Origin of the sequence: Virgibacillus dakarensis, from assembly GCF_900155625.1 — a bacterium.
In the GTDB taxonomy this organism is placed as follows: Bacteria; Bacillota; Bacilli; order Bacillales; family Amphibacillaceae; genus Lentibacillus_C; species Lentibacillus_C populi.
This window is the reverse complement of sequence record NZ_LT732554.1, coordinates 135,652-159,259: the sequence shown is the minus strand read 5'-3', so window position 1 is coordinate 159,259 and position 23,608 is coordinate 135,652. Positions and strand designations below refer to the sequence as shown.

At 41.2% G+C, this 23,608-nt stretch carries 24 protein-coding genes and 2 other annotated features; of the genes, 10 read left to right on the top strand and 14 right to left on the bottom strand.

The genetic code is table 11. The features are described from left to right. Nucleotides 1-21 precede the first annotated feature (21 nt). From trpA to trpE, 7 genes are read right to left on the bottom strand one after another with little or no spacing between them, the layout of a single operon-like run. Nucleotides 22-828: a tryptophan synthase subunit alpha gene (gene trpA, locus CZ382_RS10345; protein WP_088051180.1), complete on the bottom strand. Its 807-nt coding sequence runs from the start codon at nt 826-828 to the stop codon at nt 22-24. Next, nucleotides 821-2,026 (bottom strand): tryptophan synthase subunit beta, encoded by a 1,206-nt coding sequence (trpB, locus tag CZ382_RS10340; protein ID WP_088051179.1) that lies wholly within the window; start codon nt 2,024-2,026, stop codon nt 821-823. The genes trpA and trpB overlap by 8 nt, the downstream gene beginning before the upstream one ends. Then, nucleotides 2,004-2,636 (bottom strand): phosphoribosylanthranilate isomerase, encoded by a 633-nt coding sequence (locus tag CZ382_RS10335; RefSeq protein ID WP_088051178.1) that lies wholly within the window; start codon nt 2,634-2,636, stop codon nt 2,004-2,006. The genes trpB and CZ382_RS10335 overlap by 23 nt, the downstream gene beginning before the upstream one ends. Next, entirely contained in the window at nt 2,626-3,426 is an 801-nt protein-coding gene (trpC, locus tag CZ382_RS10330; protein ID WP_088051177.1) for an indole-3-glycerol phosphate synthase TrpC, read from the bottom strand. The genes CZ382_RS10335 and trpC overlap by 11 nt, the downstream gene beginning before the upstream one ends. Continuing rightward, nucleotides 3,427-4,452, bottom strand: a complete 1,026-nt coding sequence (gene trpD / locus CZ382_RS10325) for an anthranilate phosphoribosyltransferase (protein ID WP_088051176.1) — start codon at nt 4,450-4,452, stop codon at nt 3,427-3,429. Then, nucleotides 4,436-5,035 carry an anthranilate synthase component II gene (locus CZ382_RS10320; RefSeq protein ID WP_088051175.1) on the bottom strand — a complete coding sequence of 200 codons (600 nt, stop codon included), beginning with the start codon at nt 5,033-5,035 and terminating at the stop codon, nt 4,436-4,438. The genes trpD and CZ382_RS10320 overlap by 17 nt, the downstream gene beginning before the upstream one ends. Continuing rightward, nucleotides 5,019-6,416 carry an anthranilate synthase component I gene (gene trpE, locus CZ382_RS10315; protein WP_088051174.1) on the bottom strand — a complete coding sequence of 466 codons (1,398 nt, stop codon included), beginning with the start codon at nt 6,414-6,416 and terminating at the stop codon, nt 5,019-5,021. The genes CZ382_RS10320 and trpE overlap by 17 nt, the downstream gene beginning before the upstream one ends. Before the next feature lie 66 nt (nt 6,417-6,482). Then, nucleotides 6,483-6,746 (bottom strand) — a binding site (T-box leader). 39 nt (nt 6,747-6,785) lie between these two features. Continuing rightward, nucleotides 6,786-7,075, bottom strand: a binding site (T-box leader). A 185-nt stretch (nt 7,076-7,260) separates the two neighbouring features. Here trpE and ddlA point away from each other — a divergent pair. Together ddlA and CZ382_RS10305 are read left to right on the top strand one after the other, a co-directional pair. After that, a complete protein-coding gene (ddlA, locus tag CZ382_RS10310; RefSeq protein WP_088051173.1) occupies nt 7,261-8,367 on the top strand; it encodes a D-alanine--D-alanine ligase in 1,107 nt (368 codons plus the stop codon). A 126-nt stretch (nt 8,368-8,493) separates the two neighbouring features. Next, the gene (locus CZ382_RS10305; RefSeq protein ID WP_088051172.1) at nt 8,494-9,042 is read left to right on the top strand and encodes a hypothetical protein; all 549 of its coding nucleotides are present in this window, start codon (nt 8,494-8,496) and stop codon (nt 9,040-9,042) included. Nucleotides 9,043-9,157: 115 nt separating this feature from the next. Here CZ382_RS10305 and CZ382_RS10300 read toward each other — a convergent pair whose 3' ends face one another. Next, nucleotides 9,158-9,718, bottom strand: coding sequence for a nitroreductase family protein (locus tag CZ382_RS10300; protein ID WP_088051171.1), 561 nt, complete (start codon nt 9,716-9,718; stop codon nt 9,158-9,160). A gap of 173 nt (nt 9,719-9,891) precedes the next feature. Between CZ382_RS10300 and CZ382_RS10295 the strand changes: the two genes are divergently transcribed. The 5 genes from CZ382_RS10295 to CZ382_RS10270 all read left to right on the top strand — a co-directional run bounded on the left by CZ382_RS10295 (nt 9,892) and on the right by CZ382_RS10270 (nt 14,788). Beyond that, complete coding sequence (locus tag CZ382_RS10295; protein ID WP_088051170.1) at nt 9,892-10,182, top strand: cupin domain-containing protein; 291 nt, start codon at nt 9,892-9,894, stop codon at nt 10,180-10,182. A gap of 145 nt (nt 10,183-10,327) precedes the next feature. Further along, on the top strand, nt 10,328-10,780 hold the full coding sequence (locus CZ382_RS10290) for a nucleoside deaminase (RefSeq protein WP_088051169.1): 453 nt from the start codon (nt 10,328-10,330) through the stop codon (nt 10,778-10,780). A 312-nt stretch (nt 10,781-11,092) separates the two neighbouring features. Next, on the top strand, nt 11,093-11,797 hold the full coding sequence (locus tag CZ382_RS10285) for a Fic family protein (RefSeq protein WP_088051168.1): 705 nt from the start codon (nt 11,093-11,095) through the stop codon (nt 11,795-11,797). A gap of 408 nt (nt 11,798-12,205) precedes the next feature. Then, a complete protein-coding gene (gene abc-f, locus CZ382_RS10280; protein WP_088051167.1) occupies nt 12,206-14,011 on the top strand; it encodes a ribosomal protection-like ABC-F family protein in 1,806 nt (601 codons plus the stop codon). Between the two features lie 324 nt (nt 14,012-14,335). Continuing rightward, a complete protein-coding gene (locus CZ382_RS10270; protein ID WP_088051165.1) occupies nt 14,336-14,788 on the top strand; it encodes a DUF2269 family protein in 453 nt (150 codons plus the stop codon). A 40-nt stretch (nt 14,789-14,828) separates the two neighbouring features. Here CZ382_RS10270 and CZ382_RS10265 read toward each other — a convergent pair whose 3' ends face one another. From CZ382_RS10265 to CZ382_RS10255, 3 genes are read right to left on the bottom strand one after another with little or no spacing between them, the layout of a single operon-like run. Further along, entirely contained in the window at nt 14,829-16,727 is a 1,899-nt protein-coding gene (locus tag CZ382_RS10265; RefSeq protein ID WP_088051164.1) for a PTS fructose transporter subunit IIABC, read from the bottom strand. A gap of 12 nt (nt 16,728-16,739) precedes the next feature. Next, nucleotides 16,740-17,657 (bottom strand): 1-phosphofructokinase, encoded by a 918-nt coding sequence (gene pfkB, locus CZ382_RS10260; protein ID WP_088051163.1) that lies wholly within the window; start codon nt 17,655-17,657, stop codon nt 16,740-16,742. Next, the gene (locus CZ382_RS10255; protein ID WP_088051162.1) at nt 17,654-18,400 is read right to left on the bottom strand and encodes a DeoR/GlpR family DNA-binding transcription regulator; all 747 of its coding nucleotides are present in this window, start codon (nt 18,398-18,400) and stop codon (nt 17,654-17,656) included. The genes pfkB and CZ382_RS10255 overlap by 4 nt, the downstream gene beginning before the upstream one ends. Before the next feature lie 206 nt (nt 18,401-18,606). Here CZ382_RS10255 and CZ382_RS10250 point away from each other — a divergent pair, with 206 nt between their 5' ends. Further along, nucleotides 18,607-19,140, top strand: coding sequence for an HD domain-containing protein (locus CZ382_RS10250; protein WP_088051161.1), 534 nt, complete (start codon nt 18,607-18,609; stop codon nt 19,138-19,140). On the opposite strand, the gene CZ382_RS23710 is transcribed toward CZ382_RS10250, so the two are convergent. The 3 genes from CZ382_RS23710 to pepT form a co-directional block, all read right to left on the bottom strand. Next, nucleotides 19,133-19,303 (bottom strand): hypothetical protein, encoded by a 171-nt coding sequence (locus tag CZ382_RS23710; RefSeq protein WP_155554286.1) that lies wholly within the window; start codon nt 19,301-19,303, stop codon nt 19,133-19,135. The genes CZ382_RS10250 and CZ382_RS23710 overlap by 8 nt on opposite strands. Before the next feature lie 97 nt (nt 19,304-19,400). Beyond that, nucleotides 19,401-20,405: a D-alanyl-D-alanine carboxypeptidase family protein gene (locus tag CZ382_RS24655; protein WP_088051159.1), complete on the bottom strand. Its 1,005-nt coding sequence runs from the start codon at nt 20,403-20,405 to the stop codon at nt 19,401-19,403. Between the two features lie 284 nt (nt 20,406-20,689). Continuing rightward, the gene (gene pepT, locus CZ382_RS10235) at nt 20,690-21,928 is read right to left on the bottom strand and encodes a peptidase T (protein ID WP_088051158.1); all 1,239 of its coding nucleotides are present in this window, start codon (nt 21,926-21,928) and stop codon (nt 20,690-20,692) included. Nucleotides 21,929-22,228: 300 nt separating this feature from the next. On the opposite strand from pepT, the gene CZ382_RS10230 reads away from it, so the two are divergent. Both CZ382_RS10230 and CZ382_RS10225 read left to right on the top strand, forming a co-directional pair. Next, entirely contained in the window at nt 22,229-22,723 is a 495-nt protein-coding gene (locus CZ382_RS10230; RefSeq protein WP_088051157.1) for a GNAT family N-acetyltransferase, read from the top strand. A 26-nt stretch (nt 22,724-22,749) separates the two neighbouring features. Beyond that, complete coding sequence (locus tag CZ382_RS10225; RefSeq protein ID WP_088051156.1) at nt 22,750-23,592, top strand: sulfurtransferase; 843 nt, start codon at nt 22,750-22,752, stop codon at nt 23,590-23,592. Nucleotides 23,593-23,608: the final 16 nt, after the last annotated feature.

The window sequence follows — 23,608 nt, the reverse complement described above, 5'->3', positions numbered from 1 at the left end:
GGAAATGTTTCACTTTTTTCTTTAGCGTGTACCGGAACTACTTATACTCGTATTATAGATACTTTCCCGGATTAACCGTTTAACCTCATCGATCTTATCTTGATATAACAATTCCACGATTTTACTTCCAACAATAACCCCATCACAAGCTGATCCCAATTCCCTTCCCTGTTCCGGGTTTGACACGCCAAATCCCGCCAAAACAGGAACATCGGTTATTTCTTTCAGATCCCGTAAATAGTTTATTACATTCGCCTGATGAGCGGCTCTTGCTCCGGTCGTACCTGTAACCGAAACAGCGTATAAAAAGCCTTCTGTCCGTTTGGCTATTTCCCGAAGGCGTTCTTCCGGACTGGTTAAAGCGGCCAAACGAATCAATGCGATCGACTTTTCCTGTAAATAGTCAACCACAAGTGCTTCTTCTTCAAGCGGCAAATCAGGAATAATCAACCCATCGACGCCTGCTTTTTCACAATCTGCCGCAAACTTTTCAATACCATATTTATAGATTGGATTTAAATAGGCCATAAATATAATTGGCATGCTAAGCTTGTTCCTAAAGCCTTCTAGTGTCTCGAAAACAGAAGTGAGCGTTGTCCCGTTACGTAACGCCCGGATTCCTGCATCTTGAATGGTTGGACCGTCTGCTACTGGATCAGAAAAGGGGATACCAAGCTCTACCGCAGAAGCACCGCATTCCTCCAAAAACAGCAAACGTTCCTCTAAAATATCCAGTCCACCGTCACCAGCCATAATATAGGGAACAAACAATTTTTGTCCAGCGGCTAATTTATCCTGAAAAACTTCTTCAATACGTTGCTTACCCATTTTTGTTTCCCTCCAATGCAGCTTTTACTTGTTCAACATCTTTATCGCCACGACCTGATAGACAAATGGCTAGTGATTGGTCCGGCTCCATTTCTTTTGCCAGTTTCATTGTATACGCAACAGCATGGGCACTTTCCAAGGCCGGAATAATACCTTCTATTTTAGATAAATACTGGAATGCCTCTAACGCTTCTTTATCGGTAATGGACGTATAGGTTACGCGTGAAGTATCGTGCAGATGACTATGTTCCGGTCCAACCCCCGGATAATCCAGGCCTGCCGAAATGGAGAAGGCTTCTTGGATTTGTCCGTGCATATCCTGCAATAAATGTGTCATCGTCCCATGTAAAACACCAAGATTTCCCGCAGTTAACGTTGCTGCATGCTTATTGGTTGTAATTCCGGCACCGCCTGCCTCAACGCCATACAGCTTTACGGTTTCATCCTGGATAAACGGATAAAACATGCCCATCGCGTTACTGCCGCCGCCGACACATGCGACAACCGCATCTGGCAGTTTTTCAGTCTGTTCCAGCATTTGTTTTCTCGTTTCGGCGCCAATGACGGATTGCAGATCACGGACGATTTTTGGAAAAGGGTGCGGACCAACAACGGATCCTAAAATATAATGTGTATCTTCTACATGACTGACCCAGTAGCGCAGTGCTTCATTGACAGCGTCTTTTAATGTGCCGCTGCCTTGTGAAACACTTTCGACCTTAGCGCCAAGCAATTCCATTCGGAAAACATTCAGCTTTTGCCGGCGAATATCTTCCTCGCCCATAAATACGACACATTCCAAGCCGAGCAATGCACAAACCGTAGCAGTAGCGACGCCATGCTGACCGGCACCCGTTTCTGCTACAACTTTTCGTTTTCCCATTCGTTTGGTTAGTAATGCCTGACCAACTGTATTGTTAATTTTGTGTGCGCCAGTATGGTTTAAGTCTTCCCGTTTCAAATAGATTTTTGGTCCGCCAAGCTGTTTGCTGATGTTTTCTGCATAATACAATGGCGTTTCCCGTCCAACATACTGCTTTAAATAATAGTCTAGTTCCTCCGTAAAGTCAGGATCCTTCATTGCCTTTTCATAGGCTTCCTCTAATTCTAACAAAGCAGGCATTAATAGTTCCGGAACAAACCTGCCGCCAAATTTTCCGTAACGTCCTTGTTTGTCAGGCATTGCGTATGTGGTCAATGTGCTCATCCTTTCGTTTTACATTTGTGATAAATTGTTTGATTTTAGCTAAGTCTTTCTGGCCATCTGTTTCCACTCCACTTGAAACGTCAACACCGGCAGGGCGGGCAGCTGCAATTGCATCCTGTACATTATCTGGATGGAGCCCGCCAGCAAGGATAATTTTTTCTGGTTCCAGATTTACCTTTGCAAGCAAATCCCAGTCAAAAGTTGTGCCGTTTCCACCGCGATTTGCACCTTTTGGGCTGTCCAGTAAATAGTAATCACATGGGTATGTCTTTATTGCCGCCAAATTTTCCGGATTCACGGAAAATGCTTTTATAATCGGGATATCGAGGATTTTCGCATACTCCGGTGTTTCATCTCCATGTAACTGAATATAATCAAGGCCAACCTGTTCAACAATTTTTTTTACTTCTTCCAACGATTCATTGACAAAAACGCCAACCTTTTTAACTGTCGAAGGAAGTGTCGCCGCTATGGTGGCAGCTTTAGCCGGTGTTATCCGCCGTTTGCTTGGAGCAAAAACAAAACCAATAAAATCTGCCCCCGCCTGAACTGCTGTATTCGCTGCTTCCTGCGTTGTAATTCCGCATATTTTAACGAGCATTTGGCAATCGCCCTTTCGTGAGTGAAATCCGTAAATCCTGGAATGTTTCCGTCAGGTTATTAGAACACATTAGCGTTTCTCCAACTAATATTCCTTTTACACCAGCGGCCTCCAATCGCTCCACATCGGTGCGAGACTTGACCCCGCTTTCGCCAATTAGTAATGCAGCTGAATTTTCAACCATTGGTGCAAGTTTTTTCGTAACATGCAGGTCAACTTCAAAGGTTTTCAAATTTCGGTTGTTGATCCCAATGATGTCGGCATCAAGCTCCACGGCGATCTGCATTTCCTTCTCGTTATGCACTTCACAAAGTACATCTAATTGTAAGCTTTTCGCATAGTTGTAAAGGCTTCTTAGTTGATCTTTATCCAACGCGGCAACGATAAGCAAAATAATATTCGCGCCAGCTGCTTTCGCCTGTTCAATCTGGATAGGGTCAATTATAAAATCCTTGCATAGTAATGGGATGTCAACTGCTGCCCGTACCGCTCGCAGGTCATCCATTGATCCTTTAAAAAATGTCTCATCGGTCAAAATGGAAATGGCACCAGCGCCTAATTGTGCATACCGCTTCGCCTGTTTGACTGGATCTACCTCCATTTGTATCGCACCTTTAGATGGCGATGCCCGTTTAATCTCAGCAATTATATTCATGTTCTTTGATTCCGCAAACGTCTGTCTGATCGAAGGTATTGTTTGTTCGGATGTACTGGGAAACCCGCCTCCGTATGCTTTTAATTGTGCGATTTCCCTTTGCTTCTGTTCCAAAATCTCATCTAAAATCGTCATTTATATCGCCTCACTAGGTATCTTCTTACTATACTGGATTAGTTTTTGCAGCTTCTCCATTGCGGCCCCCGACATGATGCTTTCTTTAGCCATGGTAACACCTTCACGGATCGTTGCTGCGGCACCATTTGCATATAAACCAAGTCCAGCGTTTAATAGTACTGTGTCCAGATGAGGACCGTGGTTTCCTTTTAAAACACTCAATAAAATTTCAGCGTTTTGCTTCGCGTCCCCACCCCGGATTTGACCGTTGTCATAAACAGGCAGACCCACCTCAGTTGGGTGAAGGGTAAAGGATGTAATGGTTCCTTTGTCAAGCAATGTAATGTAGTTATCACCTGCGAGTGATGCTTCATCCATGTATCCCGCGCCATTAATAACGATCGCGCGCTTACGCCCAAGTTTATTTAATGTTTCCGCCATCATTGGCAGGACATCACGCCGATTCACTCCGAGTAATTGCGTATTCAGTTCAACAGGATTTGTTAATGGTCCTATCAAATTGAAGATCGTCGGAATTCGCAAATCCATTCTAACCTTCATAAATCGCTTAATTTTCGGATGGACATTTGGTGCAAACAGAAAGGCGATTTGGTTTTCGGTTAAAATTTCTTCTACCTGCTCCTTCGATAAAGCTAACGAAATACCTAACTGCTCCAGAACATCCGCACTGCCGGTTTTACTGGAAATACTGCGGTTGCCATGCTTTGCAACGGTAACACCAGCGCCCGCGATGACAAATGCAGCGGTAGTACTGATATTGAAGCTATTGGAGCCATCACCGCCAGTTCCGCAGTTATCCATGGCGTTTGGGATGCTGTTTGTTGTTTGTAATGAATGCTCACGGATAATCTGTACAAGTCCTGCTATTTCTTCAGCTGTTTCCCCTTTAGCCCGTAAAGCAATGAGAAATGCGCCAATTTCGCTATCAGAAATCTGGTCCGTAAAGCATTGGGAAGCCGCTTCTTTTACCTCGTGAAAAGATAAATTTTGCTGATTCGCCAACTTTTCAAGATAACTTTTCATACCTAGTCTCCTCTCTCATCTCTGCTAAAAAATTTCTAATCATTTTCTTTCCAGTATTTGTTCCGATTGATTCGGGATGAAATTGTACCCCATACACCGGGTACCGTCGGTGTTTGATTGCCATGATTTCATTGTCATCCAACGATGTCGCTGTGATTGTAAGCTCCGCAGGGATCGACCTTGGATCAACGATTTGTGAATGGTAACGCATCACTTCGAGTGGCTGTGACATGTAACTGAATACACCTGAACCATTATGCGTAATCCGTGACGTCTTCCCATGTTTGATTATTTCCGCCTGTTTAATGGTTGCCCCGAGAGCAGCGGCAATAACTTGATGACCTAAACAAACGCCTAAAATGGGTGTTTTTTTATAAAAGGAATTGACAATTTCGATACAAATGCCTGCTTGATCTGGTAATCCAGGGCCAGGCGAAATAACGATTGCTTCAGGATTCAGGGCATCGATTTCGGACAAACTGATTTCATCGTTGCGAGCAACTGTTACCTGTTCGTTTTCCTCGGAGAAATATTGATAAAGGTTATAGGTGAATGAATCATAATTATCAATGAGTAAGATCATATTGGGCCACCTCCATTAATGATTTTGCTTTGTGTAATGTTTCTTGAAATTCCCTTTCCGGATCCGAGTCATGCACAATTCCGGCACCAACTTGCAGATAGGCGATTTTCTCTTTAATGACAAGGGAACGAATGGCAAGTGCGATGTTTAGATCGTGATTGAAATTAATATAGCCGACCCCACCTGCATACACGCCGCGTTTGGCTTCTTCTAATTCATTAATGATTTGCATCGCGCGAATTTTTGGTGCCCCAGACACGGTACCTGCTGGTAGGCAGGCGCTTAGTGCTTCTATACTTGACATCCCAGCCTTCAAATTTCCATGAACTTCCGAGACAATGTGCATCACATGTTGGTATTTTTCAATTTTCATATAGGTTGGAATCGAAATGCTGCCCACCTCACAAACGCGGCCAAGATCATTTCTGCTTAAATCGACCAGCATCCGATGTTCTGCAAGTTCTTTTTCATCTGCAAGAAGTTCTTTTTCCAGCATGGCTTCTTCTGCCTCTGTCTGTCCGCGGGCTCGCGTTCCTGCGATTGGATTGGTAATAATTTTATTACCGGACGTTTGAATTAAACTTTCTGGTGATGCACCTAATACGAGATATTCATCAAAATCGATATAAAACATATAAGGGGATGCATTTGCCTTCCTGAGCTTCCGGTAAAAGGTAAAGGGATTGCCAGCAAATTTTGCTTTCATCCGTTGGGATAATACGACCTGAAAAATGTCGCCTTGTTGAATCCGCTCCTTGGCAGTTTTAACCTTTTCTTTAAACGCTTCTTCCGTGATTTCCGGTTCAAAATGAACAGGCGCAATATCTTCGGTAGTGAGCGATTCCGGATTATTGTTTAGTAAATACTGTAAATGTTCCAGACGCTCATCAAGTATTTTTTCCGGTTGTCTGTCAAGATTCATAGCAATAAGATAGACGGTTTCGGTTCTATGCTCAAATACAATGACATCTTGATACAGCATCAGATGGACGTCAGGCATGTTCCGTTCATCCGGTAAGACCACACCAATATCCTCAAATTGGCGAATCGCATCATAGCCGATATACCCAATTGCCCCGCCGTAGAAGGGGAAGGGGAGATTCGTTTCTATTTTTGGTAAATGGTTTTGGACGTACTGTAGTGGCTCCTCTGAGAAATCTTTATGCTCGCTGCCATCAGGTTGCAGCACCTTTGTAGCGCCCCTTTCACCAATAATTTCTTGATATGGATTTGCCCCGATAAAGGAAAATTTTCCTTTCTGTTCATGCTGAAATGAACTTTCCAGCAGGAATTTTTTCTTTCCGGTTAATCGGCTAAAGATCGTTATCGGTGTTAGGGTATCAGCATTTTGCTTGATTACTTTATATGGGAGTGTTGTCATTTGTTAAAACCCCTTTCGTTTCAGTTGAAATAAAAAAATCCTCTATAAACACATGTTAATGTGCTTATAGAGGACGATTGCGACCGCGGTGCCACCTCTGTTGAAAACTGTTTAATGCCAGCCAGCTTTCATCTTGTTCAGATACGGGATCAATAAGGGTATGCTCCGATATCCTATCCGTATAACGGCGGAATCCCGTGTTTCCCTATTTTATGTTCAGGAAACCTCTCGTAAGGCCATTCAGCTTTTATCCACGTACCGGAATTACACCACCACCGGCTCTCTGTAACGCTTCAGGTAAAGCTTACTCTTCTTACTCAGCGATTTTTTATATTTAATTTTAAGAAACGCAAAAAGGGCTCCTCCATCCAAAAGGACGAGGAACCCGTGGTACCACCTTTATTAGCTGAAAACAGCTCGCTTTGGCAATATCAAGTAAGGGGATGTTCAAAAAGTCCGGTAAATCCTCCTTTTGAACACATATCAAGACTTAATATTTGTCTCTTGTAACGATGAGACGTTCGCCAAAGCCTACTGCAAATATGGTTCGGTTTGGAAGTTCAGAAGCCCATTCATCTAACCAATACCACTGGTTTCCACCAACCACCAGCTCTCTAAAAGTATCCGGATAGAGTACTATTCTTCGTCATCACTGTTTGCAAAATTTAATTATTGAGATTAATGATAGGGGAATCTGTTTTAAATGTCAAGGGGTATTTTTTAAAAAATAATAATTTCTCGTATCTATACGTTCCCGATAATTTCAAGTTTCTACTGTCGCAAACAAGCTATTTTGTGCTATTTTAAATACATATGAATTTTTTACAAAAAGGGAGTTCTTTTAATGACAAAGAAAAAAGTGGGAATTATTTTTGGCGGAAAATCCGCGGAGCATGAAGTATCCCTCCAGTCGGCAAAAAACATTGTAGAAGCAATTGATAAAGATAAATATGATGTTATGTTAATTGGCATCGATAAACAGGGGAAATGGCATTTAAATGATCAATCCTCCTATTTATTAAATGCGGAAAATCCGAAACTAATTCAATTGAATAAATCAAATGAAAATGTGGCAATTGTTCCTGGCGAAAACGACCACCAGTTAATTAATAAGGCAAGTGCTCAAAATCTCGAACAGCTTGATGTGGTATTTCCGATTGTTCACGGGACACTTGGCGAAGATGGAAGTTTGCAGGGAATGCTGCGTATCGCAAATCTCCCGTTTGTCGGACCAAGCGTCCTGAGCTCCTCGATCTGCATGGATAAGGAAATTGCCAAACGTCTTTTGGAAGCATCGGGAATTAAGGTTGCCAAAGGATTTGCTTTTACAAGAGCCAAGAAAGACCGAATTGTTTATGAAGATATTGTCGCGCATTTAGGAACACCAATGTTTATTAAACCAGCAAATCAAGGATCGTCAGTTGGTGTTAGCAAGGTTTCGACTAAAGAGGAGTTTGAAGCGGGAATTGCAGCTGCATTTCAGTATGATCATAAAGTAATCATTGAAGAAAGTGTTGTTGGCCGCGAAATTGAATGCTCGGTTCTTGGCAATGACGAGCCTATCGCATCTTTACCAGGTGAAATCTTGCCAAATACGGAATTTTATTCCTATGAATCGAAATATATTGATGAAAAAGGAGCAGAATTGGCGATACCGGCTGAGTTGCCCGGGGAAATGGTGAAAAAGGTACAACAAGTTGCGGTAGATGCATTTACAGCACTTCAATGTGAAGGACTTGCCCGTGTTGACTTTTTCTTAACAGAGACGGGTGACATTTACGTCAATGAAGTGAACACATTACCAGGCTTCACCAGAATCAGTATGTATCCAAAGCTGTGGGAAGTGAGCGGTATTTCTTATCCAGAATTGATTGATAGGTTAATTGAATTGGCAATAGAGCGTCATGAAAATGATAGCATGCTGAAAAGCGCTGTTTGGGGTGAGGAATAGGATACGGATTGTAGATGATACAATTAGAATAAAATTTTATACATGCAGCTAAGAAATGGAGAAAGGAAGCAGACTCTTATGGTTTGCTTCCTTTAATTAGATATAACAAGTAAAAAGGAGTAGAAGATGTGGCGAATTAAGAATCTAAAAACCCCCTTTGGTATAACTCTCATTATTTTTATTTGTATTGTTTGTTTAAAAGTTACAATAGGGATATTAAATTCAAATGATATTTACTTACAGAAACAACATCAGATAGATATGCTCCTAACTGTTGTTGCAGCGTTTTCTGGTATTATGGTATTTATGTTTAAGGTAAAAGATAACGTGATTAGAGAAGTACTAATCGCAGTTTTTTCTTTTGTTCTGATAGTTAGTATAGTGAAATGTCTATTCCTATATAGTGATGCCCGGTATATTTATTTTACATCGCCCGATAAAAAAGAAAGCTTCGTTGTGGAAGAGACTATGCATAGTGAGATTTACCAAATATCCAATTCAGGTATGTTTAAAACGCATTTAGTAAATATCCGTTCTGACGATGGATTTAGGGTATTCTCGAACAATAAGTATCAACTTAAGTGGGTTGAACCGAATTTGCTAAAAATCCATTATGTATTTGATATTTCGAGTAACAAATATAAAGAGGTTGAGGTTAGGTATGAGAATGACTAGATGAGGAATAAAAACATAGTATGGGTAGCTAAAATTGAAGAATGAGAAGATAATCTATTAAAGAATGTTTAGGGTTGCTCAGGCGGCAACCCTAAACATTTCTTTTCTTTAATCATTACCCTTCAAACACTGAAAACTTCTCAACTACAGGTATTCTGTCTTTCCTTACCGGCTCTTCATCAAAATAACCAAGATGCAGGAGACCGACAATTTTTTCGTCTTCACCAACGTTTAAAATTTCCTTCAATTTCGGGTGATAGATATGCGGGTTTGTTTTCCATACAACACCGAGTTTCTTTTCCCATGCCAGCAGCCAAAAGTTTTGGATCATGCATGCGGTTGCACCGAAGTTTTCATCGTATTGCTTCTCGGTTTCTGGGACTTGCATGATGACAGCGAGGAAGGCATTTGGTTCGTTAAGGTATGCTTCACGGTTTTCCTGTCTCTCTTCCGGGTAGGTCGCAGCAACCTGTTTGGCAAAGCTTTGTTTTTGCTCAGGACCGATAAAAATAAAGCGCCATGGCTGCCGCATTCCATGGGTTGGGGCCCAAATTGCATCTTCTAACAGTCCAAATACAACTTCTTTTGTTACAGGTTTATCATTATAGCCTTTTTTTACGGCACGACGTTCACGGATAATCTTTGTTATCGCAGTTTGCTCTTTTGTTTCTTCCACTGAAATCCTCTCCTTTGTAATCCCAATGTATAACTGATAATTATTATCAATTAAAGTGTACCGGAAAAGGGAATGGAAATCAATAGGAAGTGTGATGGTCATCACGTTATTTTACGAATAGTTTCGATATACTGTGAGGAGTTAAACGTAACAAAAGAAGGGCTGTGTCATAAATGGAACTTTTCAACGTATCGCATGAATTAACAAAACCAATTGATGCAAAAAGGATTTTTCGCGATGACGAACGGGAAATTATGCATATCAGGCTTATGGAAGGTGAGGAAATAAGAGAACATGACTCACCAAAGCATGTGTTCATTTTTGTAAAAAGCGGTAGTGTGGAATTTACAGTAAATAATGAACCGCACCCTATTAATGCCGAGACGATTTTGCATATGGAACCAAGGGAAAGGCATGCGTTGAAAGCGTTAAGTGATGTTTCGATACTTGTAATGAAATGTTAGTGATATTGGTGGAGGTGAAAAAATGTTTGATGTTAAGCTGGAAGGGAAACGGGCCAACTTGATTTGGGCCATTTTCGAATTATGGCAGTGAAGCTGATTGAAATGGTATAATGCAGGAAAAGCAGGTTTATGAGGAGGTACTGTAATGGATAAATTCATGGAACGTGCTATCGAATTGGCTGTAGAAAATGTTCACGAAGGTGGTCAGCCGTTTGGTGCGGTGTTAGTCAAAAACGGTCATCTTGTAGCAGAAGGGGTAAACGAACTACATAAGCGCTTTGATGTGAGTGCCCATGCGGAAATGCTAGCAATAAGACGTGCGCAAAAGAAGATGCATACGACCGTTTTAGAAGGTTATACCATGTATGCAAGCGGTGAACCATGCCCAATGTGCTTAACCGCCATGAGTTTTGCCGGAATTGATCAAGTGTATTATTGTAATTCGGTTGAGGATGCAGTTGAAGCGGGATTGGGTAAATCAAAGGCAATTTACGAGGATTTGCAAAGGTCAAAAGAAGAACGATCGATAAAATTGGAACAAATGCAGCTAAATGAGGGACAAGAAGATCCGATGAAGATTTGGAAGGAACGATCTTAAACAGCAGGGACTGCACTGGATAATATTCAGAACGTACATTGACTGTAGATAGTGGAACGGTAGGCCTGTCGATTTGACAGGCCTTTTATGATGGATTGCTAATTAAGTTATTGTTTATTGTATAGGACAAATCGTAAAACAGTCTTAGGCAGCCAGAAGTTTTAGTTTTCACTACAGAATACGTTAAATCAATGTTTTTATAATTTATCTCTGAAGAATTATATTTTTCAATAACAAATTGTGTGATAAAGCCATAAGTAGAGTGGTATACTGTTCCATAAGATATTATGGAAAAAGTGGGGAGGTTGCAATATGGAGCTGCCAAGAGAATATATGGATGATTTACTTGTTCGAATGACTCACCATTCCAGTGCAATAGAAAACAACACAATTAGTTTACCTGAAACCGTGTCGATTATTCTCCATCATACCGTACCGAATAAGGTTTCTTTACGGGAATTATATGAAATTGATAATCACCGATACGCAATGGAGTATTTATTTGATCCCGATACATTACAAAAGGATTTTACAATGGATGTTTTATTGGAAACACACTCTTTATTGATGAACCGTCTACATCATGAAAGAGGAAAGTTTAAAACAGAAGTGAACTATATTAAAGGAACGGATTTCGAAACAACGAAACCAAATGAAACCCCTTTAGCCATGAAACAATGGTTGGATAATATTAATTACCGAGTGAATTTAACAACCTCAAAGGAAGAAATCGTCCAACTGGTCTGTGAAAGTCATATTTCGTTTGAACGCATCCATCCATTTGCAGATGGGAATGGTCGAACTGGAAGATTAATGATGAATTATTTATTGCTAAAGAATGATTTAGCTCCTTTAATTATTGAGAAGGAAGAGAAGGAAAGGTATATCTTTTTCTTGTCAACACAAGATGTCGAAGGGTTCAGGGAGTATGCGGAAAAGAAAATAGAAAAAGAAAGGAAAAGAATTCATTCATTTAAAGCCAATGAGTCCAAGTTGGAAAACGACTTTGAACCTTAATCATAACGACTCCATTAAAGGGTCGTTTTTTAGTTGCTGTGCCCGGCATGGGTGCAAGCGATAGGGAGAAAATCCTGAACCAGTTGACAACAGAGATTCTCATCGGTATGATAAAAATAACAATACATGAAGGAGGTTCTATCCTGCAATGAAGTAAACCCACGTTTATTCCAATTCGTCTTGAGAATAGTGTCAAGGCAAACGTTTCTGTCTGAATGAAACGAATGGGATACGTGTGTGCTTTTGCAGGATAGCCGACTTTCCGGAAGGTTGCCAGCCTAGGTGTGTTTTGAGCTCTGGGCTTTGGTATCTGGCTTCTTTTATTAGGCATATCCATATCTCCATTGCATTCATTCACGGGACAGAATCCTGTGTTTTTTAATGAAGAAAATGAGTGGGGGTATAGATATGTTTATTTTTAAAGCAAAAGGACTTCGTAAAGAATGGAACGGAAAAACACTATTTGACCATATTGATCTGGAACTGAAAAAAGGAGAACATGTTGCATTATTTGGTCGGAATGGATCTGGTAAAACGACATTATTAAATGGGCTGCTAGGCCGGATAGCCTTCGATGATGGTACAATAACAAGGTTTGTTCCCTTGCAGCAATGGGGATTGCTTGAGCAGAACCCAAGCGTTGATCCGTCCATTACGGTAATGGATTATGTACAATCAGCTGCTGAAACACGTTACCTTTTAAAACAGCAACTGGAAAAAATTCAAGTGCAATTAGATAGTGCCGATACAGCGTTATTGGATAAATACAATGATATTTATAACCGGTTTCTAGCAGTTGATGGCTACCAGCTTGAGGCGGATGCGGAAAAATGTTTGCACGATGTAAAACTGGATGAGTTAGCCTGGGAGAATTCCTTTCAGCAGTTAAGCGGTGGGCAAAAGACACGGGTTCAGTTAGCTCGTCTAATGATGCAGAATCCATCCTGTATTTTAATGGATGAACCGACAAATCATTTAGATAAGGAGACCATTGAATGGTTGGAAGAGTGGCTGCAAAATTTTTCCGGCGCAGTGCTATATGTCTCGCATGATCGGTACTTTTTGGACAAAACAGCACATCACATTTATGAGCTGAACCCGGATACGTGTAAAAAATATGCTGGCGGATATACAGATTATCGCAGACAAAAAGAGCTGGAGCAGCGCACCCAGGCCACGCTTTATCGGAAACAGGAGCAAAAGCGGGGTGAACTGCTGCAAACCATCCAGCAGTATCAGCAATGGTTTCAACAGGCTCATAAAGCGGCTGGGCAAAATGATTTTGCACGGTCAAAGGCGAAAAAGAATGTGTCCCGATTTAAGGCTAAGGAAAAAGAATTGGAGCGGCTAGAAGCAAATCGAGTAGAGAAACCGCAATCAGATAAACAGTTGCAATTAAACTTGGATGGAAGCGAATTTTCCGGGAGACGGCTTTTGCATATGGAAAATATCGCCTTTTCTTATCGGGACAAAGATGCGCTCTTTTCAGATTTTACGACATCCATAAACAGAGGGGATCGCCTTGCTGTTGTTGGCCCAAATGGTTCCGGCAAATCAACACTGCTAAAGCTGGCTATTGGCAAACTTCAGCCTTCATCGGGAATGGTTACGTTCAACCCACAAACGAAAATTGGTTATTTTGCGCAAGAGCTTGATAATTTAGATGGAGAGAAAACCATTCTTGATAGTATGCTGGAATTGCCGAATATGACCCAATCCGAGGCACGAACCATTCTTGGCTGTTTTTTATTTTCAAGAGAAACGGTCTTTAAAAAAATCAACCATCTTAGCATGGGGGAAAAATGCCGTGTCGCGTTTCTTCATTTGTATTTTAGTAACGCGAATCTGCTTGTCCTGGATGAACCGACGAATTTTCTGGATGTGGATACGAAGGAAATTATTGAAGACGTTCTTGTTGCCTATCCGGGTGCGATCATGCTTGTTTCGCATGACAGATATTTAGTCAAAAAGGTGGCAAACCGCTTTATTGAACTGGGCGGTCGCGAAATTGTTGATTACCATGGTGATTATGATGCGTTTTTAGCGCATAAAGCGATGAGGAAGGAAGATGTTCACAAGGAAAATAAAATTCGGGAACTGGAATTAAAACTAACACAGTTAATGACAATGGGCGCTGTGGATGAAGAGGAGCATAGGCGGGCAATGGAAGAAATAAGGCGAATAAGAGGAAAGCTTGATGAATTGAAACAGTAGATTTGACCGAAATTACCGTAAAAGGAGGCGGGTGTTGTTAAGGTGCAAACCCGCCGATAAAACATAGGAATTCGCCGATTAAATGAAAAAAAGCGCTGATAAAACAACAAAACCCGCCGATAGAAGAGAAAAAAGCGCCGATTAAACTATAAAACCCGCCGATAGAAACGAAAGCCGCCAACAACGGACACAAAATTTGCAGATCAGACTCAAATTCAACTACAAAAGTTCCATGGAACGTGGCGAATGTCACAGCGTCATATATCTCGGTTAGGTATACTAAAATAACAAAGGGAGATTTTGTTAGTTGGAGGTAAGTAGCCTGTGACATTCTATAAGTTTCTTGTCTTTATTCATGTTTTTTCCGCAATAGTAGGAATGGGACCTGGATTTATAATGATTTATGTTGTAACGAAAGCAACGACGATGACAGAATTACGTCACGCTTATGTGATACGAAATCGACTGCATATTTTTGTGATGGTAGGGGGAACGTTATTGCTAATAACCGGGTTATGGATGGGAGCACTGAATCCGTATTTATTCCATGCTGGGTGGTATGTAACAAGTCTGATTCTTTTCCTGATAGCACTCGGTTTTGGACCAATTGTTTTGTCGCCGAGATCAAAGCCGATCAAAGCATTATTAAAAAGTCATGCAGGCGATGATATTCCGGATGAGTACTACGCATTAGCAAAAAGGCTATTCTTTTATGAACGGATTGAAAATGTGATTTTTTTAATAGTCATTGCGTTAATGATCACTAAACCGTTTTAATAAGTTAAACGGGCTTCATCATATGACGAAGCCCGTTTTGTTATGCTGTTTTTTCGATATTCTTTTTCAATAAACCGGCTAGCAAAGCTGTGACAATCGCTCCAATAATAATTGCCAGTAAATAAAGCAGTATTTTACCAATGCCACCTTCTACCAATCCAATGACAAAGATCCCGCCGTGTGGTGCACGCAACCCGATATCAAATAACATCGATAGTCCACCCGTAACAGCAGCTCCCACCATTGCAGACGGAATTACTCGGGCTGGATCGGCTGCGGCAAATGGAATAACACCCTCTGTGATAAAACACGCACCAAGTGCATATGCTGTTTTTCCTGCCTCACGTTCTTGTTTGGTAAAGCGGCGTTTAAATAATGTTGTTGCCAGCGCCATACCAAGTGGCGGTACCATACCTGCTGCCATTACTGTTGCAATAAAGGTATAGTTCTGTGCATCCAGCATGGCAATCCCGAATGTGTAGGCAGCCTTATTGACCGGTCCCCCCAAATCAAGTGCCATCATTGCACCTAAAATAATTCCGACCAGTACTTGGTTTGTTCCACTCATACTTTCCAAAAATGATGTTAGACCTGTATAAATGGTCGTTAACGGTGGATTGATCAGCATCATGATTAATCCAGTAATAGCAATACTAAATAAAGGGTAAAACAAAACCGGTTTTAAGCCTTCCAATGAATCGGGTAATTTCTCGAACGCCTTTTTAATAAGCACTGTAACATAACCAGCAAGGAAACCAGCAATCAGTCCGCCTAGAAAACCGGATCCACCTGCAGCACCCTCTACACCAGTGACCGTGACTGCAATTAATCCGCCAATCATACCCGGTGCAAAACCTGGGCGATCAGCGATACTGGAAGCGATAAAGCCGGCAAGCACTGGCACCATCAGGAAGAATGCCTTCCCGCTGCCGATAGTGTTAAGCATATAAGCAAACGCATTATACTCAGGACTGTCCGGGTCGCTTGAGTTAATTCCCCAGAAAAAAGATATGGCAATTAATATCCCGCCACCAACAACAAATGGCAGCATGTTGGAAACACCATTCATTAAATGCTTATAAAAGCCGCTTCGCTGTTGTTTATCATCGGATTTCTTTTTTGATCCTTCTCCTTTATAAATAGGAGCATCCTGATTTACAGCTCGATTTAGCAAGTCCTTCGCTTCATGGATTGCTTTACCAACACCTGTTTCAATGACAGGCTTTCCACTAAATCGATCCATTTCCACCTTGGTATCAGCCGCGACAATGATCGCATCTGCCTCAGCAATTTCTTCATCTGTTAAGCGATTTTTTACACCACTCGATCCGTTTGTCTCCACTTTAATGGTAATTCCCATTTCCTTTGCGGTTTCCGCCAACTTTTCCGCGGCCATATAGGTATGGGCAATGCCGGTTGGACAAGCCGTTACCGCCAGAATCTTACTAGTAATTTGGTCGGTTTCCTTCTCAGGGCCATCCAATTCCATTTCTTTGGCATTTACCGCTTCCAAAATTTGCGCTTTAGTAGTTGCCTGGTACATTTTTTCTTGAAACTTCGGATCCATTAAAAATGTTGACAATCGCGATAATGCTTCCAAATGGGCATTATTTGCACCTTCACTCGCAGCGATCATAAAGAATAGATGGGCTGGCTGGCCATCCAGCGAATCATAGTCAATACCAGCTTGCGAACGGCCGAATGCGATTGCTGGGGTTTTTACCGCTGCCGACTTGGCATGGGGAATGGCAATCCCTTCGCCAACACCAGTCGTGCTTTGCTCCTCACGCTCAAAAATATTGTTAATAAACGCGTCTTTATCGTTTAATCTGCCAGCATTGTACAGCTGGTCGGCCAATTCGTTTAAGACATCGGTTTTGGAGGCTGCTTGTAAATCCAATTTAATGGTATCTTCTTTTAACAAATCCGTGATTTTCATGTTGATCACATCCTATTCTTGGAATGGAATAATTTGCACGCTTGTAAAAAGTTTCATTACGTCTTCTTTTTTACATAAATCTGCTTGAAATGCTGTTGCACTGCCACTTGCAACACCATATCGGAACGCTTGAACTGGATCCCCATTGTTTATATATGAAGCGATAAAACCGGAAACCAGTGAGTCACCAGAACCTACCGTGTTAACAACAGTACCTTTCGGGGCTTTTGCAATGAAGGCATGATCCTTTGTAGCTAGAATGGCCCCTTCACCACCCATCGAGACAATCACATGTTTAACACCTTCTTCCACAAGTTGGTTTGCAAGCTGGACTGCATCGGCAATACTTGTGACCTCTGTATCAAATAATTCACCAAGTTCTTGTTGATTAGGCTTGATTAAAAATGGTTTTGCAGGTATTAAATTTTTGAGTGCAGGGCCAGATGTATCAAGGACAAAATGGACATTATTTTGTTTACATACGTTCGCTATTTCCAAATAAAAAGAACGATTGATAGAACTTGGCAAACTACCCGCTAAAATAAACCAGTCTCCTTCAGCAAATGTCTTCATTTTTACTAGCAAAGCTTCTTGTTGTTCCGGAGTAATCACCGGCCCCGGACCGTTTAATTCTGACTCCTCGTTTGCTTTAATTTTGACATTAATACGTGTGATTTCTGGAGTATGAATAAAATCAGTTCGAATTCCTTCCTGTTCTAAAAAGTCGGTAATATATTTGCCGGTAAAACCACCGGCAAACCCCAGGGCGATACTGCTTTCGCCAAGTCCTTTCAGTACCCGTGAAACGTTAATCCCCTTGCCGCCCGGGTAATAATACACTTCCTTGCTGCGATTTAATTCGCCAGCATGAAATTCTGGCAGATAAACGGTGTAATCAATTGATGGTGTTATCGTGCATGTATAGATCATGTTGTGACCACCTCTGTTTCTTGTGATATTGCCGCCAAAATCTGTTGGTCAAGTTTATTTGTGATCAACTGAGCAACATTTAAATCAAAGATTTTGGCAAAACTTACTTTATTGAGTTTTGTGTAGTCAGCTAGCACATAAATTTCCTTGGCTAGGGAACCTGCACTTTGTTTTATATGTGCTTCCTCGGGATCAGGTGTAGTATACCCATATGTTGAATGGAAACCATTTACACCGAGAAAGCATTTGTCAAACCGATAATTTTGCAGTGATTGTACTGCCTGCTGGCCGATCAGTGCGCTGGTTTTTGCCTTGATTAATCCACCGGTTAAATAGGTTGTAATCCCATGTTCAACTAGTGAATCCAAGTGAGTTAGCCCATTGGTTACGATAACAGCGTCTTTGTTTTGCAGAAAAGGGATAACTTGTAATGTTGTTGTTCCAGCATCAAGAAAAATACAATCTCCTTCTTGAACGAGCGAAGCGGCATATTTGGCAATCGCTATTTTCTCCTGAAGGTTTTTGGCTGATTTTTCGGAAATGCTGAATTCCTGCAGTTTACGTTCTGTCAGTGTTGCCCCACCATGAATACGCTCCAATTCATGGCGTTTTTCAAGTTCTGTCAGATCGCGTCTGATAGTTGACTCGGAAGCAGACGTAGCACTAATTATGTCTTGAAGCGTTATCGTTTGTTTTTCACGCAGTAATTGTAAAATGATATCATGTCGTTCTGTCGTGAGCATTTCTACAGCACCCTTTTCCTTTAATACCTTTAGTATAAGGGAAGCGATTACACAAATCAACCAAAAACAATCAAATTAATTCATAAACAGTCTTTTTTGGAAGAAGAAGTTTCATAGAATGGAGTTTCGGTTAAAACGTATTGCAATAGAAGGTATAGCATGCTATTGTATATAACAATATATTTTTAGAAAGGAGCAGATTTGAAATGGCAAGAATTACATTAGAACAGATTTTCATCCATCCAATCACCCAAAAATATTTGGGGCGTTCGGGTGTTGCTCATGCTGTCGCGGTGGCGGAGCATGCCTATAGATTTGCCCAAAGATATCATGTTGATCCGGATCTTGCGACAAAAGCGGCACTGCTTCATGACGTGGGGCACTATACCTGGTATCGCGACGGTGAATGGGATTATGAATTATACCGTGAGAATGATATTCATGCGATCAAAGGGGCTAGCCGTGCGCATAAATTGTTAATTCGAATTGGTGAGGATCGGCATGCTGCAAAGGAAATTGCGGTAGCGATACTGCTTCATACCGATTCCTATTTGCCAGAAGGGAATTTGAAATTAAAACCATTACAGTACGTTGTAGCACTGGCAGATGAGGCGGATGAGGAATTAGGAGGCAAGCACCATTACCGGGAAATTGATGATACAGAAGCTTTGGAGCGGATTCGCATGTTAGATTTGCGGATTGGTAATAGAAGTGGGGAGCAGAATAATCAAATCATATAAAGTTGATCGAAAGAAGGGCAAAATCGATCCAGGTACCGGCAATCGATCGAGCGACACCGAAATTCGTTCGAGCCACGGATAAAGTCGGTCGAGCGACACCAAATAGGATCGTATTACACCCAGATAACACGGATGGCATACAAATGGTAATCTTTATTTTCAAAGTTAACTCCTCGTCCTATCCATTTGCAATTGAATTAAAATTAACAAGAAAAATCCTGCACCATAATGGGATACAGGATTTACATATGCTTCTTGATTTACACGGCACCTAAATATTCCTCAAGCGTGAGCTGTTTTTCATAGATAACCGTTGCGGCGTCTTTCCCTACATATCGTAAATGCCACGGCTCATATTGGTACTCCGTTATATCCTCTTTTCCTTTTGGATAACGAATAATAAACCCGAATTTATGCGCGTTTTCTTTGACCCATTTACCTTCGTCCGTTTCGCCAAATTCAATGTTCAGCTGATAGTCTATATCAGGACTTGTAATATCCATTACTAACCCGGATTGATGTTCGCTTTCCCCAGGTCGTGCACTATATTTATTTGCGGCTTCCTTGCCGTCCTTCTCTGCATAAGCATCAAACAAGGTTTGCTGCCTGTCATAGGGGCGATAGCCGGATTGTGCAAATAAATCCAGTCCTTCCTTATCTCCGGCGGCAAACATTTTTTCAAGTGCATCAGCTGCTTCCTTTCGCATATATTTCTTTGGTATATCCTCTGTAAACGGAAAACGGACTTTTGGAATTACCAGGTCGTTCGGCTCAAAATCGGCTGGTAAGGCATGGCGTTTATTAACTAAGACTAGCATATCTTTCGGATTGGTGACTGTAATCGATTCTGTTTTACTTGCTGTCACATCCTCCTGTGAAAAACCTTTACCAGGGTCTATTTTAAAGTCCCCATCCAATGCTTTCTTTAGCCACGTTTTCGTATCTTGATCGTAAATACCGGTTGCTGCGAGCTTAACCTGTTGCGATTGAAAATCCTTGATCGCCAATTTTGTATCAGAATCAAATGTGCTGTTATTCGAGACCGTGTAGCCAAGTTTAGTAAGTATGTTTTTCAATTGCTTTACATCATCACTCTTGGAACCTTCTTTAAGTTCGGGATCTGGCAGTACTAGTTTTGTATTATCCGTTTCTCCGCTTTCATTATTTTTCTTTCCGCTCTGATCTGATTGCTGATTCGTACATGCTGTCAGAATGAAAATACCCATGATCATCGTGATGATGACGGGCAGCGACTTTTTAACCATCTTAATTAAATCTCCCTTTTTCATGTTGAATTTGCCATTTACTATTATAGCACGAGGATGGGGCACAACGTTATGAGAAATTTTTTCATATGGATAAAGTTCAATCTATGGGTAAGGTATGAGGATAGGGGAGGCAGTATTAAATTATAGATATATTCATAAACATGCGGGTCCCAGGTTTTTGCAGTAAACTGTATTACAGCCCGTTAATGCGAAATAAACCAAAACACACAGAAGTTCATTTTGACATTCTGTGTGTTTTATATGTTATAAGAGGCAAATCCTCAGCTGTTTCCCTTGCCCCGTTCCTCAAACAACCTGCAAATCTCCACAATCACATTTGTTGCTTTTTCCATATTATCAACAGAGATATATTCAAATTTACCGTGGAAGTTTTCGCCGCCAGTGAAAATGTTAGGGGTTGGCAGTCCCATGTATGAGAGCTGGGATCCATCCGTGCCACCGCGAATCGGCTGAACGATTGGCTTGATATTCAAATTTTCCATTGCTTGATAGGCGATATTAACAATTTCTTTTACCGGTTTAATTTTCTCACCCATATTATAGTATTGATCCTTCATGGTTAATTCGACACGGCTTTTACCATACTTTTCTTTCATTGCTTGGACATTCGCTTCTACCGTTTCTTTTCGTTTGGCAAAGTTTTCTTTGTCAAAATCACGAATAATATAGTAAACCTGGGTGCTTTCCACATCTCCCTTTACGGAAATTAAATGGTAAAATCCTTGATATTTTTCTGTTTGCTCCGGTGTTTCATCCGCTGGGAATTTATTAATAAATTCAGCTGCCATTTGTCCTGCATTAACCATTTTATTTTTTGCTGTACCTGGGTGAACACTGTTTCCTTTAAAGGTAATTTTTGCAGCGGCCGCGTTAAAGCTTTCGTATTGCAGTTCACCAAGCGGGCCACCATCCATTGTATAGGCGAATGTTGCATTGAATCGATCGACATCAAATTTATGTGGACCTCGACCAATTTCCTCGTCAGGTGTAAATGCGACACGGATTTTTCCATGCTTTATTTCCGGATGTTCAATTAGATACGCCATTGCCGTCATAATTTCAGTGATACCGGCTTTATCATCAGCTCCGAGCAATGTTGTTCCATCAGTTGTAATTAATGTATGACCTTTGTAGCTTGGCAATTCCGGAAAATCCTTGGCTGACAAAACAACATCTTTGTTAAGCGCAATGTCATTTCCATCAAAATTCTCAACGATTTGTGGATTAACATTTTTCCCGGTAAAGTCTGTTGCGGTATCCACATGGGCAAGAAACCCAATCGTTGGAATTTCCTTTTCCGAATTGGCGGGTAGTGTTGCCATTACATATCCGTTGTCGTCGATTGTGACATCGGTCATGCCGATTTGCCGTAATTCATCGACAAGCATGTTCAAAAGATCCCATTGTCCTTGGGTTGATGGTGTTGTTTCACTGTCTTCATTTGACTGTGTATCCACTTTGGCATATGTAGTGAACCGTTTGATAAGTTCGTCTTTCATACGAATCCATCTCCTTTTTTCTGATAAGGATGTTCAAAAAGCCACCAAATGATAATCCCTTACTAGTTTCTTCGCTTTTTGGCAAATATTACTTTTTTTCTGTGCCGATACATACTTTGGTAAGTTCTCCATTGTGCTCACACTACGGTGCCTCGACTTAATTACTGCTAATTTGGTGTTTTTTGAACACTTTATATTTACATAAGCATATCACAAGGCGAATTATTTTTCGTAATGAAAAGGTATCAGTAGCGTATTTGTCGAATTATTGTAGAAGGAATATTCAATGAAGGTGAAAACATGATCAGACAAGTTACTGAAAACGACACAGAGGCATTATTACAGTTGCTCAAACAAGTGGATAATGAAAGTGCTTATATGCTCCATGATGCGAATGAAAGAAAAACGACTTTAGAATCGATAAAGAAAATGATAGCAGCATTTACAGCTGAACCGAACTCGGTCATTTTCGTTGCGGAGGAAGCAGGAACATTGGTCGGCTATTTTTTAGCAGTTGGGGGAAAAGTGAATCGGACAAGACATAGTGCCTATATAGTTATCGGTATTTTGCCGGCTTTTCGTGGGAAAGGAATTGGAAAAGCATTCTTTCGAGCGGCAGAGCAATGGGCACGGAAGCAGAGGGTGCACCGTTTGGAGCTAACAGTTGTTGCGAAAAACGAAGCGGCAATTGGCTTATATAAAAAAGCAGGGTTTGAGATGGAGGGTGTAAAAAAACATTCTCTGTTCATTGACGGAGCCTTTGTGGATGAATATTGCATGGCGAAATTGTTATGATGGAAATAAGAAATGGAGGGATTTGGATGTCTGTTTTAGTATCGTCAGAATGGTTAGCTAGACGCTTGAAGGATCAGCCGGAAAACACAGCAATCATCGATGTCCGGTTTTCCTTAGCCGATCCGGAAGCAGGGAGAACGGCATATGAAAAATCGCATATCCCCGGTGCGGTCTATTTGGATTTGAACAAAGATTTATCAGGCCCTGTTCAAACGCATGGTGGAAACCATCCATTACCAGATATCAATAACTTTGCCGAAAAAATGGGTGAGATCGGTATTGACAACGAAACGACAGTTGTCATTTACGATCAGGATAATGATATGTTCTCTGCAAGGTTATGGTGGTTGCTGCACTATGCTGGCCATGGGCATGTCTACATTTTAGATGGAGGTTTAGCAAGTTGGATGCGACAAGGCCATGTAACGACTAATAAAATCCCGGTTCCAGAGGTGAAGCAATTTAAGCCATCGGTACGCGCCAATAAAGTTGTTCACATTGATGGCGTAAAAGAGAGGTTGAAAAACGGATCAGCTGTATTGCTGGATTCGCGTGCAAAAGATCGGTACTTGGGTAAAACGGAACCATTATATGCGAAAGCTGGGCACATTCCAGGAGCTAAAAACTATTTTTGGAAAGATGTTCTTGATGAAAATGGGTTGTGGAAAAATGACAAGGAACTAGCTTCTCATTTTAAGGCACTATCCAAAGACGATGAGATCATTGTCTCTTGCGGATCGGGTGTGTCAGCCTGTCCAAACGTGCTGGCATTAAAAATGGCAGGCTATGAAAATGTGAAGCTATATCCGGGAAGTTTCAGTGACTGGATCTCCTATGAGGAGAATGAAGTGGAGACGGATGCTGAGTAATATAAAGAATGGGGAA